The sequence below is a fragment of the Kribbella pittospori genome, assembly GCF_004331465.1.
Classification (GTDB): domain Bacteria; phylum Actinomycetota; class Actinomycetes; order Propionibacteriales; family Kribbellaceae; genus Kribbella; species Kribbella pittospori.
On the sequence record NZ_SJKB01000001.1, the window covers coordinates 187,035 to 200,824 of the forward strand.

Consider the following 13,790-nt stretch of genomic DNA (forward strand, 5'->3'; position numbering starts at 1 on the left):
GTGGAACCTTCCAGTCACTCGCCCATCGCCCCTGGGAGGATCTCTGATGACCGCACTGGATTGGACGGTCCTGGCCGGCTATTTCGTGCTGATGGTGCTGATCGGGGTCTGGTCGCGCACCAAGATCACAACGGTCGTCGACTACTTCACGACCGGCGGCCGGATCCCGTGGTGGCTGTCCGGCATCTCGCATTGGGGGATCCTGCTCACCGGCGTGGTCACGATGCTGTACGCGACGCTCGGCGGGCTGTGGGCCGACGTACTCACCGACTTCGGGCAGTTCGTCATCCAGTTCGCGGCCGGCATCGCGATGTTCGTCGGCGTGATGGCGCATCTGGACGGCGTACCGACGCTGTGGAAGATGTGGGACCAGTTGCCGGCCGGCCATGGTGACGCGCTGAACGGGCCGTACACGCCGATCTTCCTGATCGCGTTCCTGTTCATCAAGACGTTCGAGTACGACGGCGGCATGTGGAACCTGGCGCAGCGCTACATGGCCGCGCCGTCCGGGTCCGAGGCGAAGCGGTCCGCGCTGCTGTCGTCGGTGCTGTGGCTGGTCTGGCCGTTGATCCTGTTCATCCCGATGTGGGCCGCGCCGCTGCTGGTCCACCCGGGCAAGCCGGAGCAGTCGTACGTCGAACTCGCGCAACTGCTGCTTCCGACCGGACTGATCGGGCTCGTGCTGGCCGGGTTCTTCTCGCACACGATGGCGATGGTTGCCTCGGACGCAAACGTGATCTCGTCCGTCGTCACCCGCGACCTGGCGCCGGTGCTGGTGCCGAAGGTCCGCCGGCTGACCGACGCAGGTGCGCTGAAGTTCGCGCGGATCCCCGAGCATGCTGATCGCGATCGCGACCAACGGCGAGGGTGTGGTGCTGAAGATCGTCGTCGACCTGGTGGCCGCGACCATGGGCCCGATCTCGATCCCGTTGATGCTCGGCCTGCTGCCGTGGTTCCGGCGCTGCGGGGCGCGGGCCGCGCTGGCGTCGTGGGCGATCGGACTGGTGGTCTGGGCCATCGTCAAGTGGGGCTTCGACTCGACCGACACCACGCTGGTCGTCGCGTTGCCGCTGGCAACTTCCCTGGTCGTGTACGTCGGTCTCGGGCTGCTGCTGCCGGAGCGTCGTACCGGCGTGGACGAGCTGGTCTCGTCGCTGGACACCGACCCCGACGACCTCACGACGAGACGGGCCGCCGCCGTCGGCTGAACCCTGGAACACTGTCCCACAACACAGAACCGCCAACTCTCTGGAGAATCTGTATGCCGAACATCACCGTCGAACTCCTGTCCGGCCGCACCCTCGACCAGCGCCGCGAGTTCGTCGCCGCCGTCACCGAATCCGCGATCGCCATCCTCGGCGCCAAGCGCGAGTCCGTCCGCATCGTGTTCACCGAGATCGAGAAGACCGATGTGGCCAACGGCGGCGTCCTCGTCGCCGACGCCTGACAGGCCGGCCCGGCGCCTCTCCCGCCCCGAGGCGCCGGGCCGCCGCCGCATCCTGGAATTCCCTGCGATCAGGGCGACTCACCTACTACTGTCGTGGCCATGCGAGTAGGAGTTTTCGGAGCCACAGGACAGGTCGGCAGCGTCATGCGGGAGCTGCTGGTTGAGCGGGAGTTCCCGGTCGATGACATTCGGTACTTCGCGTCGGCGCGGTCGGCGGGGAGCAAGCTGCCGTTCGGGGACACCGAGGTGACGGTGGAGGACTCCGCGACGGCGGACTTCAGCGGCCTCGACCTCGCGCTGTTCTCGAACGGGAAGACGGCCTCCAAGGAGTACGCGCCGAAGGTGGCCGCGGCCGGGGCTGTCGTGGTGGACAACTCGTCGGGCTGGCGGATGGACCCCGAGGTGCCGCTGGTCGTGTCCGAGGTGAACCCGGGCGACCTCGACCACCTGCCGAAGAACATCGTCGCGAACCCGAACTGCACCACGATGGCCGCGATGCCCGTCCTCGCCCCGCTGCACCGGGCAGCGACGCTCACCCGGCTCGTCGTCTCCACCTACCAGGCCGTCTCCGGCTCCGGTGGCGTCGGCGTCAGCGAGCTCGACGACCAGGCGAAGGCACTGATCGAGTACGGCGGTCGCCTCGCCCGCGGCACCGACGGCGTCACCCTCCCCGAGCCCAAGGTGTACGCCGGCCCGATCGCCTTCAACGTCCTCCCGCTGGCCGGATCGATCGTTGCCGACGGCACCGGTGAGACCGACGAGGAGCAGAAGCTGCGCAACGAGAGCCGCAAGATCCTGCACATCCCGGACCTCCCGGTCGCCGGCACCTGTGTCCGGGTGCCCGTGTTCACCGGCCACTCGCTGAGCATCAACGCCGAGTTCGCGGAGCCGATCACCCCGGACCGGGCTACGGAGATCCTCGGTTCGGCGGCGGGCGTCGTACTCGCGGATCTGCCGACGCCGCTGCTCGCGGTCGGCCAGGACCCGTCGTACGTCGGCCGGATCCGGCAGGACCAGTCCGTTCCAGGCAACCGCGGCCTGGTGCTGTTCGTCTCCAACGACAACCTCCGCAAGGGCGCCGCGCTGAACGCCGTCCAGATCGCGGAGCTCCTCGCCCGGCGCTGATCGAGAGCATTCGTTTGAATGTTCGGCTCTCGTGCAGAGGGGCGCGATGGACCAGGCGCGAGGATAGGGTGAGGTCTCCTTCGTGCGGAGGTGACCGAGCTGGAGCAAGGGGCTGTGATCGGATCCGCGAATCTGCGGTTCCGGTTGCTGGGGACGGTGGAGGTTCGGACCGCCGACGGTGACGTCGTTCCGCTGCCGTCACATCGTCCGGCGGTACTGCTGGCCGCCCTGTTGCTGCGGCTGAACCGGACCGTGCGGGCCGACGATCTCGTCGACGTGCTCTGGGACGACGACGATCTGCCGACCAGTCCGCGGGCGGCGCTGCAGATCTACGTGTCGCGGTTGCGCGCGGCGCTGGGCGACACCGACCGAACGATGATCCAGACCGGCGACGGCGGCTACTCGTTAAGAGCGGACCCGTCCCGGCTCGACCTCGAGGTGTTTCGGGTCTTGGTACGACGGGCCGGCGAGACGACGGATCTCTCGGCCAGAGCCGAACTCCTCACCGAAGCCCTTGCGCTCTGGCGAGGCGAGCCGCTCGCCGGTCTCGACACCGGCGCCCTCACTCGGGAGATGACTCCGCGCCTCGTCGAGGAGCACCTCCGGGCCTTGGAGCTGTCGTTCGACGCCCGGCTCGCCCAGGGCGCCGCGGCCGACGTTATCCCCGAACTCACCGAGCTGGTCCAGCGATACCCGACCAGGGAGCGCTTCTGGGCCCAGCTCATGCGCGCCCATCACGCTGCCGGGCGGCAGGCTCTCGCGTTGGCGACGTACAGCGAGGTGTCGCGGCGGCTCCGCGATCTCCTCGGCGTCGGTCCCGGTGCCGAGCTGCAACGTCTGCATGCCGAGCTGCTCGCCGCGACCGACACCGAGAGCATGGTCGTACCGCGGCAGCTGCCGTCCGTCGCACCGGCGTTCGCCGGCCGCACCGAACACCTCCGGCAGCTCGACGACCTCCTGCCAGGCTCGCGGGTCGCGCTCGTCATCGGCCCGGCCGGAATCGGCAAGACCTCGCTGGCGATCCATTGGGCCAAGCAGGTCGCGGATCGTTTCCCGGACGGCATCCTGTACGCCGATCTGCTCGGCTACTCGCCTGCCGCCGTACCGGCGGACCCGCTGTCGGTGCTGCCGCGGTTCCTTGCCGCGCTGGGAATCCCGGCCGACCGCCTCCCGGTGACCGCGGACGAACAGGTCGGGTTGTACCGCAGCCTGCTCGTCGATCGTTCGGTCCTCGTCGTGCTGGACAACGCCCGTACGGCGGAGCAGGTCCGGCCGCTCGCGGCCACCGGCGCGACCTGTATCACGCTCGTCACCAGCCGCAACGAACTGGCCGGGCTGGTCGCCACCGAGCAGGCCGAGCCGATCCGGCTCGACGTACTGGACGCGGACCAGTCGAGACAGTTGCTCGTGGCAAGAGTCGGTGAACGGCGGTTGCGCGAGGATCCGGCCAGCGTCGACACCCTGATCGACCGCTGCGCCGGTCTTCCGCTGGCCCTGTCGCTGCTCGCGGCCCAGATCGCGCTGCGGCCGCGGCGAGATCTGAAGTCGTTCGTCGAACTGGTCAACGAGGCGCCGCTCGACGCCCTGGCGACGACCGACGGCGTCGACGTACGGACGATCTTCTCCTGGTCCTACCGGCAGCTGCGGCCCGAGCTGGCGCGGATGTTCCGGCTGCTGGCGCAACATCCCGGCAGCGAGATCACCACGGGTGCCGCCGCTGCCTTGGCAGGTACGCCGATCCGCGACGCGCGGAACATGGTCGCGGTACTGGTGGCCAATCATCAGCTGGTCGAGATCACACCGGATCGCTATGTGCTGCACGATCTGCTGCGGACGTATGCGCGCGAGCTGTGCGAGCCCGACGAGGCCTCGGCGGCGTTCACGCGGTTGCTTGGCTATTTGGTGCACACCGGGTTCGCTGGAGCATTGTTGCTTGCTCCGAGCCGGGAGCCGGTGGAGTTGCCTGGGCTCGATCCGGCGGTCGAGCTCGTGCTGCCGGCCAGTCGGGACGAAGCGTTCGCCTGGTTCGACTCGGAGCAGCCGAACAATCTCGCCGTACTGCAATCCGCTGCCGGGCGGGCTGATCAGTGGCTCTGGTTGTATGTGTGGGCCATCGCGGACTATCTCGACTTCCGCGGGCGGTCCGGATACATGGAGGCCGAAGGGCTGGCGCTCGAGGCGGCGGTGCGGCTCGGTGACCTGCGCAAACAGGCGCAGACGCGCCGCGACCTGGCCCGCGGCCACATGGCGATGCGGGAGTGGGACGACGCCATCCGGCACCACGAACTCGCGATGGGGATCGCGGAGGAGCTCGACGACCAGCCCGCGATCGCGCACGGATCGCTCAGCTTGGCCCGGGTGCTCACGCGGATGGGTAAGCATCGGGAGGCGATCGAGAAGACCGTCCGGGCGTTGCGGATCTACGAGCGCACCGGGCACACCGACGCCCGAGGAACCGCGCTCAACAACCTCGGCTGGTACTACGCGCAGCTCGGCGAGTACGAGGCCGCGGTCGACTATGCGCAGCAGGCGATGAAGCTCTTCCAGGAGCAGGACTCGGAGTACGGACGTGCCGTCGTCAGCGACACGATGGCCTACGCGCTGGCCGCGGCCGGACGGCTCGACGACGCCATCGCCAGCTACACGATCGCGGTCGACATCGTGCGTGCCCAGGGTCGTCGGCTGGAGACGGCCGAGTGCCTGATGGCGCGGGCCGGCGTCGAGGAGCGAGCCGGGTACGACGACGCTGCGCACGCCAGTTGGACCGAGGCGCTGGAGATCCTCGAGGCGCTGGATCACCCCGATGCCGAGGCGGCCCGGCACGCCCTGGATCAGCAGCGGTTGAACGGACAGTAAGACTGGAGCCACCGGCCGTAGGTACCTGTTACCTGTTGCGGAAACGTAATGCAGAAGGCTGCCCTGCGTACGCGAGTGCCATGGTCAGCGGTGCCCGGTACCGATTACTCTCCGGTTACTTGACCCCCGATGGAGGCCAGTTATGACGCCTGTCGCCGATTCCGGCCAGCTCGCGCTGCTCAGCAACCGCAAGGACACCATGGCCCAGATGTTCCTGGACCGGGTCGCCGCGACTCCTGACCGAGAGGCCTTCCGGTACCCGTCGGGTGACGCCTGGAAGTCGGTCAGCTGGCGCGACATGGACGTACTGGCGCGCCGCCGAGCGGCCGGCCTGGTCGCCCTCGGCGTCCAGCCCGAGCAGCGGGTCGCGATCGCGTCCAGCACCCGGATGGAATGGGTCGAGTGCTACCTGGCCGCCGTCCTGGCCGCGGCCGCGACGACCACGATCTACCCGACCACGATGTCCGTCGACGTCGCCTTCATCATCGCGGATGCCGACGTACAGGTCGTGTTCGCCGAGGACGCGGCTCAGGTCGACAAGCTTCGCGAGCGGAAGGCCGAGATTCCATCGGTCCGCAAGGTCGTCCTGATCGACGGCGAACCATTGGAGAGCGATGGAGACTGGGTGATCAGTCTCGACGCCTTGGACGCGCTGGGTGCCGACGAGGTGGACGCCGTCGACGGCCGGATCGCCAAGGTCAAGCCGGAAGACCTCTGCACGCTGATCTACACCTCCGGCACCACCGGCCGGCCGAAGGGCGTGCGGCTGCCGCACTCGGTGTGGACCTACGAGGGCGCCGCCGTCGAGGGGATGCGGGTGCTCAGCCCGGACGATCTGCAGTTCCTCTGGCTGCCGTTGTCGCACGTGTTCGGTCAGGTGCTGCTCGCCGTACAGTTCCAGCTCGGGTTCGCCACCGCGATCGACGGGCGGATCGACAAGATCGTCGAGAACGCCGCGATCGTCCAGCCGACGTTCATGGCCGCGGCACCGCGGATCTTCGAGAAGGCACACGGTCGGATCGTGACGATGATTGCATCCGAGGGTGGGCCGAAGGCCAAGCTGTTCGACTGGGCCTTCGGAGTTGGGGCTCGCGTGTCTGCGCTGCGCCAGCAGGGCAAGGAGCCGGGTGGTTTGCTGGGTGCGCAGTACGCCGCTGCGGACCGGCTCGTGCTGTCGAAGATCCGGGCCCGGTTCGGTGGGCGGATCCGGTTCTTCGTGTCGGGGTCGGCGGCGTTGGACAAGAAGCTGGCGGAGTGGTTCCACGCTGCTGGGCTGCTGATTCTCGAGGGATACGGGCTGTCGGAGACGGCCGCTGGGTCCACGCTGAACCGGCCTACGCAGTACCGGCTCGGCAGTGTTGGTCCGGCGTTCCCTGGTACGCAGTTCAAGATCGCTGAGGACGGCGAGATCTTGATCAAGGGCGACGGGGTGATGAGCGGGTACCACAATCAGCCCGAGCAGACGGCTGAGGTGATCGATGCCGACGGGTGGTTCCACACCGGGGACATCGGGCATTTTGAGGACGAGTATCTGTTCATCACCGACCGGAAGAAGGATCTGTTCAAGACGTCGGGTGGGAAGTACGTTGCTCCGCAGGTGATCGAGGGGCGGTTCAAGACGATCTGCCCGTACGCTAGCCAGTTTGTTGTGCATGGCAACAAGCGGAACTTCGTGTCGGCGTTGGTGACGCTGGATCCTGATGCTGTTGTTGGTTGGGGTGCGGCTAACGGTCTTGGTGGGAAGTCTTATGCGGAGATCGTGAGCTCGGATGCGGCCCGGGTGATGGTCCAGGGGTACGTCGATGAGCTGAACGCCGGGCTGAACCGGTGGGAGACCATCAAGAAGTTCACGATCCTGGAGCGTGATCTGACGGTGGAGTCTGGTGAGATGACACCTAGCTTGAAGCTGAAGCGCAAGCACGTGGAGGTCGAGTACGCCGCCGTACTGGACAAGATGTACGAGTAGTTTCTTTCCCACGCGGCCGCTACGCGCGCTCCTGTCGTCGCACGCTCGCGGTCGCTCCCGCCCGCCCAGCCTTGAGGGCGGGCTGCCGGCCGCGGACGGACTGCGTGATGTGGTCGTGGTGGTGGCGTGTTCGCCTGGGGTGACTGGTGTTCGGCGTACTGAATCCGGCGACTCGGTCTCGTGCCTGTCCTGCTGCTGAAGGCCTAGCGTGTGGCGGCCTGGAGTTTGGTTGGCCAGGGGAAGACGAGTGGGTCGGGGTTCGACTGCCAGCGGTGGCTGTGGTCGCGGAGGGTTTGGGTCGCGCGGTCCAAGTCGGTGTCGTCGTAGGGGCATGGGTCCGCCCGGGTGATGCCCCAGCTTTCGCGGGCGCGCGCGTACGGCGTCGGGCGATTGTTCTCGACGGCTTCGTGGATGACGCTTGTGAGGACTTCGCTGATGCCGATGCTGTTCGGGGCTTTCAGGATTCGGGTGCTGCGGGCCTTGGCATCGTGGCGTTTCTTGCCGGCCGTCTGTTGCATGCTGTCGAACACCGCGCCGGCCGCGATGCAGCCGAAGATTCCGTCGGGGATTCCGAGTTCGCGTTCGGTGACGGCGTGCGCCAGGTCGTGGGGGACGCGGTGCTTGCGGGAGTACGAGGAGAGGGTGAACACCGCGCCGTCCGCTCGCCGGATCAGCGTGAAGCATTCGCCGCGCGGGTCGTGATGGAACGTCAGGTGCATGACCACCACAGTGGACCTTCGCACCTCGGCGTACCACCGGATTTCCCGGCTGCACAGGACTCTCGGCCACCGCAGCCGGGCAAATACGAAAGACAGAACAAGATCCCGGAGGTAGCGTCACGAATCATGGAGATGTCCGACATCACACGGGCGATCGCGGCTGCGACTTCGATCGCCGCATCGTTCGACCTCCCAGTCAACGACGCAATCGTTCTCCACAACTCGAACAAACTGGCGCTGCGGCTGACGCCCTGCGACGTCTTTGCCCGGGTCGCCCCGGTGGGAGAACAGGCGGCACAGTTCGAGATCGAGATCGCTCAACGGCTCGCCGAGGTCGGAAGCCCGGTGGGAGCCTTGGAGCCTCGGGTGGACCCGCTTGTGTACAAGCGCGATGGCTTCGCGGTGACGCTGTGGACGTACTACGAGCCCGTGACACCTCACGTCCCACCGGCCGAATACGCCAAGGCGCTCGAGCAGCTGCACGCCGGCATGCGCAAGGTTGATGTGGCGAGCCCACGGTTCACGGATCGCATCGCGGAGGCGGAGGAGATCGTTGCCAACCCGGATCTCTCGCCGAAGCTCGCCGACGCGGACCGCGTGTTCCTCAGCAGCAGACTAGGACGTCTGCACCGGGCGATCGACGACCGCGGCGCCGAAGAGCAGCTGCTCCACGGCGAGCCGCATCCAGGCAATCTGCTCAGCACGAAGAACGGCCCGTTGTTCATCGACTTCGAGACGTGCTGCCGTGGGCCTGTCGAGTTCGATCTCGCCCACGTTCCCGAGGCGGTCTGCGAGCACTACCCGGGCGTTGACCAAGTACTACTGGACGAGTGCCGGCAGCTCGTTCTCGCGATGGTCGGAGCGTGGCGTTGGGACATTGGCGACCAGTTTCCGAACGGGAGGCGGATCGGAGAGGAATTCCTGCGCGCGCTGCGCGCGGGTCCTCCCTGGCCGACCCTCGACGCGATGGGCACGCGACTGGGCGACCTGTAGAACTCGCCGCAACGCGAGCCACTGACGGCTGCTCGTCGTACCAGGAGTCAGATGAAGCTGCTGATGGCTTCGATGTACTCGGACGGCTGTTCTTCGTCGATCAGGTGACCGCTGCGGTCGAAGATCCGCAGTACGGCGTTGGGCATGCGGTCGGCGAGGTCGCGGGCCATGTCGAAGCCCACGTGGCGATCCCAGAGTCCGATCATGACCAGCGTGGGGATCGTGATCGCAGCCAGATCGTCGGCAAGGTCGGGGCGTTCGGTGCCGACCAGCGCGAGGGCCATCTCCATGTTCATCTGCGGCGCGGCAGGGTCAGGCTCGGGTATGTTGGCCGGGTCGTAGTAGAAGAACCGCGCGGCGTTCTCGCTCGACGAGATTGTCCCGATCGCGGTCAGGGTCCGCTGGATCGGATCAGTCAGGCTGTCCAGCTGAGTCCGCAGTTCTGTGCGTTCGGCCGGCGCGAGGAGCGTGTCGACGGCGTTCGGTCGCAGCGACCAAAGACCCGGGTGCAACGGACCGACGACCGGGGGAGCGTGGAAGATCAGGCGCTCGACATTGTTGGAGTAGGCAACGGCGTACTCCGCGGCGAGCAGGCAGCCGAACGAGACGCCCCACGGGATGATCCGGTCCAAGCCCAACGCCGACCTGATCTCATCGAGGTCCGCCACCAACCGCGTCATGGTGTACGTATCCGGCTCGGACGGCTTCGCCGACCGTCCGCACCCACGCTGGTCGTAGAAGATCACCGTCGAGACCTTCGCCAGCTCCTCCCCGACCGACCGCTCGACCGAGTAACAGCTCTCACCCGGCCCACCATGCACCATCACCAACGGCACCCCACCGTGATGAGCCCCCACAACCCGAACCCAATGCTCGACCCCACCCGCCACCACACCCCGAACCCCATCACTCAACATGCCCGAGAGCATACGTCCCACCCCATGCCATCCCCGGCGAGAAAATGGTTGGGCGGGGTGAGGTGGGGGCTGGTAGTTTGCGGGGGCACGTGACACTGCTCTAGGAGGTGAGTCCCATGAACCTGCATCCCATGGGTGCTCCCCGGTCGTGGTCACGGTTGGGCGACTGACGTAGGTGTCGCCGGGAGCGCCTGAATCTGAAGGCACTTCCGAAAGGCGACACATCATGCATTTCACTACGCAGACATCATCGAACGGCGTCATCGAACGCGACTTCGTCCTGGGCGACGTCACCGGCGTTCTCTGGTCCCCGGAATCCGGGTCCGACGGTGCGCCACTGCACCTGATGGGGCACGGCGGCGGACTGCACAAGAAGGCGCAGGGGCTCGTGGCCCGTGCTCACTACTACGTCACCACTTGCGGTTTCACCGTGGCCGCGATCGACGCGCCCGGGCACGGCGACCGGCCGCGGTCGGTGGAGGACGGGAAGTGGGTCACTGCTCTCCTCGAGGCTCGTGCGGCCGGTCAACCGATCGGCCCGATCGTCATCGACTACAACTCGTCGCTGGCGGAGCGCGCCGTACCGGAATGGCAGGCGACCCTGGACGCGCTCCAGGCACTGCCCGAGATCGGTGCCGACGCGCCGGTCGGCTACAGCGGCATGACCTTGGCCAGCACGATCGGGCTGATGTGGACAGCGATCGAGCCGAGGATCAGCGCAGCGGTCTTCGGTGGGGTCTTCGTGTACGACGCCCTGACCGAGGCGGCACGGCAGATCACCGTCCCGGTCGAGTTCATCCTGCCGTGGGACGACGCGGAGATCGACCGCGAATCCGGGTTCGCCCTGTTCGACGCCTTCGCCTCCAAGGAGAAGACGTTGCACGCCAACCCGGGCGGTCATCACGAGGTTCCGTGGTTCGAGACCGAGATCTCGGGTCACTTCTTCGCCCGCCATCTGGGCCGATCCGTCCCATCGCCGGCCTGATCTGAAGCTGTCGGCGGCCGGCTCATACCCCGGCCGCCGTACAGCTGTGCTCAATCAGACACGCACTGGGCAGGTCGCCAGTCGAACGGCGAGCAACACTGGAGGTACGGACGGCCGACTTCGCCGAACCTGATTGAGCTCACCCCCCCAGCTCCAGGACGCGAGGCCGGCCGTCTGGTGTGTGCTCACTCGGACCTCGGACGGCGCCGCGGCAGGCAGAGCTGGGCGGACAGCACCCCGGCCACGCCGATCAGGATCCACAGCGCCCAGGGGCTGATCGCGTACACAGCACCGCCGATGAGCGGACCGGCGCCCGTACCGATCGTGTACGCGACGCCGTGCAGACCCTGATAGCGACCGACCAGGTGCGGCGGAGCCAGACTGCCCAGGTACGCCTGGGAGTAGGTGCTGGTCACCATCTCGCCGAACGTCCAGATCAGCACCGTCGCCGACAACAGGACCATGTCGGTCGCGAACCCGGTCAGCGCGAGACCGACCCCCACGATCAGGTTGCCGATCGCGAGGACGTACTCCGGCCGGTACCGCGAGACCCAGCCGGTGATGGGCAGCTCCAGCACGAGCACCAGCAGACCGTTGAGCCCGATCAGGAGGCCGAAGTCGCGCGCGCTCAGACCCGCGTCGTTGACATGCAGAGGCAGACCGACGGTGGACTGGATGTAGACGAACTCGGCGACCACGGTCATCAGCAGGAATCGCACCAGCAGGCGGTCGGACAGCGCCTGTCGATATCCCACCGCGCGGTCATCCTCTTCTTCCGCATCGTCGGCCAGCACCTGGGGCGCATCCCGCAGCAGCGCCGCCACGACCACGCCGAACAGCAGGCACGCTGCGGCATTGCCGAGGAAGAGCCCCACATAGGAACTGCTCGCCAGCACACCGCCGATAACGCCGCCCAAGGCCGCGCCGATGTTCATCGCGAACCGGTACACCCCGACGGCGGCGAGCCGTTGCTGGTTGGTCGTGACGGAGTCGATCAGTACTGCGGCCGCGGCCGGCCGGTAGAGCTGCGACGTCACGCCGATGAGACCGGCCACCGCGACGATGGCCAGCAGCGGTCCGAGGAACGGCACGATCGCGGTCAGCCCGGCGGTGGTCACTGCAGACAATACGATTGTCCACCGCCGGCCGAGCTTGTCGGCGAGATAGCCACCGACGGCGTTCCCGAGCACCTTGCCCAGACCCGTCACACCGAGCACGAGCCCCGCGGCACCAGCGGAATAGCCGCGCTGAGTCAGGTAGAGCACGATGAACACGGGCAGGAAGTTGCCGACCTGGTTGACCAGGATGCCGAGACTGATGATCCACACCCGGCTGGGCAGTCCGCGCACCGCGTCGCGGAATCGCGCCTCGTCGACGCCCGGCGGGTCCGACGGCGCCGTACTCATGGGACGGGCTCGGTACGTACGTGGATCGCGGCGGCGAGTCGCTTGCCGTTGGCAATCGCTTCGGCCGCGGTCGCGCCGCGAGCGATGACGTGGCCGACCTTGTCCTCGTTCCAGGTCAGCGGTGGTACGTCGTCGCCCGGCTTCACGTCCAACTGCAGATCGACGTACGCCGGGTCCGCACGGACCTCCTCGACGCCGGTCACCTCGACGACCCGTCCGGCCTCCGGTGTGATGAACCGTACGGCGGCTCCGCCCCGAGGCTCGGGTGACGTGGTCAGCGGTTCCACCAGGCCGAAGCCGACGCCCAGCGCGTAGCGCTCCATGTCGACGCCGTACGCGATCTCGGCCAGTTCATTGATCCGGTCACCGCCGATGCGGTTGTGCGATTCGACGATCCGCGGGCCGCGCGAGGTCAGCTTGACCTCGGTGTGCCCGGGACCGTTGCGCAGGCCGACCGCGTCGAGGAAGTCCGTCACCAACTGTCTGACCTCGCCGAGCGTCTCGGCCGAGAGGCCGCTCGGCTGTGAATGTCCGATCTCGACGAATCCGGTGCCGCCGACCTCTTTGTCGGTCACCGCGACGATCACATGCCGGCCATCGAACGACAGCGTCTCCACACTGATCTCCGGGCCGTCCAGGAACTCCTCCATGAGGAAATCGTGGAAAGAGTCGGCAAACGCCAGGTCGCTCGCGGTCCACTGCACGTCGTCGAGGGATCGGTACCGGTCGGCGACGACGTCCACGTCGGCCTGGTCGCGGATCCGGAACACCCCGAGGCTGCCCGATTCGCGGACCGGCTTGACGATGATCGGGAGCCCGTGCGTCTTCACGAACTCCCGGATATCTTGCCCGGACCGGCCGACCGCCGAGGCCACCGGGCTGAGATCCTTCGCGGCCAACTGCCGGCGCATCCGCCATTTGTCGAGGAGTAGCTCGACGGTTTCGACGGACTCGCCGGGGAGGCCGAGCGCCTCATTGATCCGCGCCGTCGGCAGCAGCCCGAGCTCGGACAGCGACACAGCCGCCTGGAACGGGTACGCCGCGTGCAGCGCCCGGACCAGCGGCAGGAGCCGGTCGATGTCGCCGTAATCGAGCAGCAGCGCCTGATCGACGTACGGCCAGTGGCCGCGGTCGTACTCGTTGGGGAACTGGACGTGGACCACATCCAGGCCGAGCTCCCGGGCCTTGCGTACATGCTTCAGCTTGCCGCCGACAACCAGAACGCGAGGCCGCCCGCTCGGCACAAGTTCGTCGATCACCGTGGCTCCTGTCAGAGAGGATTCGTGCGACCCAAACCCTGCCCGTCTGAGGTAGCTCCCGCATATCGGAACTCCTCCCTATCCCCGATCCCCGAGCACCGCCTAGGGATCCGCCGT

Annotated in this window: 10 protein-coding genes; 6 read left to right on the top strand and 4 right to left on the bottom strand. The window is 67.3% G+C overall.

Annotated features, from left to right (window positions below; genetic code table 11):
* Positions 1-46: 46 nt before the first annotated feature.
* From E0H73_RS00945 to E0H73_RS00965, 4 genes are all read left to right on the top strand, one after another.
* The gene (locus E0H73_RS00945; RefSeq protein WP_238163739.1) at positions 47-1,447 is read left to right on the top strand and encodes a sodium:solute symporter family transporter; all 1,401 of its coding nucleotides are present in this window, start codon (positions 47-49) and stop codon (positions 1,445-1,447) included.
* Positions 1,448-1,546: 99 nt separating this feature from the next.
* A complete protein-coding gene (locus tag E0H73_RS00955; RefSeq protein ID WP_131350001.1) occupies positions 1,547-2,572 on the top strand; it encodes an aspartate-semialdehyde dehydrogenase in 1,026 nt (341 codons plus the stop codon).
* A 90-nt stretch (positions 2,573-2,662) separates the two neighbouring features.
* On the top strand, positions 2,663-5,428 hold the full coding sequence (locus E0H73_RS00960; protein WP_131350003.1) for an AfsR/SARP family transcriptional regulator: 2,766 nt from the start codon (positions 2,663-2,665) through the stop codon (positions 5,426-5,428).
* 142 nt (positions 5,429-5,570) lie between these two features.
* Complete coding sequence (locus E0H73_RS00965; protein ID WP_131350005.1) at positions 5,571-7,394, top strand: AMP-dependent synthetase/ligase; 1,824 nt, start codon at positions 5,571-5,573, stop codon at positions 7,392-7,394.
* Between the two features lie 203 nt (positions 7,395-7,597).
* On the opposite strand, the gene E0H73_RS00970 is transcribed toward E0H73_RS00965, so the two are convergent.
* Positions 7,598-8,113: a hypothetical protein gene (locus E0H73_RS00970; protein ID WP_131350007.1), complete on the bottom strand. Its 516-nt coding sequence runs from the start codon at positions 8,111-8,113 to the stop codon at positions 7,598-7,600.
* A gap of 126 nt (positions 8,114-8,239) precedes the next feature.
* Here E0H73_RS00970 and E0H73_RS00975 point away from each other — a divergent pair, with 126 nt between their 5' ends.
* Positions 8,240-9,106, top strand: a complete 867-nt coding sequence (locus tag E0H73_RS00975) for a phosphotransferase family protein (protein WP_202867155.1) — start codon at positions 8,240-8,242, stop codon at positions 9,104-9,106.
* 47 nt (positions 9,107-9,153) lie between these two features.
* On the opposite strand, the gene E0H73_RS00980 is transcribed toward E0H73_RS00975, so the two are convergent.
* On the bottom strand, positions 9,154-10,023 hold the full coding sequence (locus E0H73_RS00980) for an alpha/beta fold hydrolase (RefSeq protein ID WP_165555444.1): 870 nt from the start codon (positions 10,021-10,023) through the stop codon (positions 9,154-9,156).
* 226 nt (positions 10,024-10,249) lie between these two features.
* Between E0H73_RS00980 and E0H73_RS00985 the strand changes: the two genes are divergently transcribed.
* Complete coding sequence (locus E0H73_RS00985; RefSeq protein ID WP_131350011.1) at positions 10,250-11,008, top strand: dienelactone hydrolase family protein; 759 nt, start codon at positions 10,250-10,252, stop codon at positions 11,006-11,008.
* A gap of 185 nt (positions 11,009-11,193) precedes the next feature.
* Here E0H73_RS00985 and E0H73_RS00990 read toward each other — a convergent pair whose 3' ends face one another.
* On the bottom strand, positions 11,194-12,414 hold the full coding sequence (locus E0H73_RS00990) for an MFS transporter (protein WP_131350012.1): 1,221 nt from the start codon (positions 12,412-12,414) through the stop codon (positions 11,194-11,196).
* Complete coding sequence (locus tag E0H73_RS00995; RefSeq protein WP_131350014.1) at positions 12,411-13,673, bottom strand: ATP-grasp domain-containing protein; 1,263 nt, start codon at positions 13,671-13,673, stop codon at positions 12,411-12,413. Before E0H73_RS00995 ends, E0H73_RS00990 begins: the two co-directional genes overlap by 4 nt.
* Positions 13,674-13,790: the final 117 nt, after the last annotated feature.

Coding starts and splice junctions, on each gene's coding strand:
- E0H73_RS00975 (WP_202867155.1), top strand. CDS start 8,240: ATGGAGATGTCCGACATCACACGGGCGATCGCGGCTGCGACTTCGATC.
- E0H73_RS00965 (WP_131350005.1), top strand. CDS start 5,571: ATGACGCCTGTCGCCGATTCCGGCCAGCTCGCGCTGCTCAGCAACCGC.
- E0H73_RS00970 (WP_131350007.1), bottom strand. CDS start 8,113: ATGCACCTGACGTTCCATCACGACCCGCGCGGCGAATGCTTCACGCTG.
- E0H73_RS00955 (WP_131350001.1), top strand. CDS start 1,547: ATGCGAGTAGGAGTTTTCGGAGCCACAGGACAGGTCGGCAGCGTCATG.
- E0H73_RS00945 (WP_238163739.1), top strand. CDS start 47: ATGACCGCACTGGATTGGACGGTCCTGGCCGGCTATTTCGTGCTGATG.
- E0H73_RS00985 (WP_131350011.1), top strand. CDS start 10,250: ATGCATTTCACTACGCAGACATCATCGAACGGCGTCATCGAACGCGAC.
- E0H73_RS00990 (WP_131350012.1), bottom strand. CDS start 12,414: ATGAGTACGGCGCCGTCGGACCCGCCGGGCGTCGACGAGGCGCGATTC.
- E0H73_RS00980 (WP_165555444.1), bottom strand. CDS start 10,023: ATGTTGAGTGATGGGGTTCGGGGTGTGGTGGCGGGTGGGGTCGAGCAT.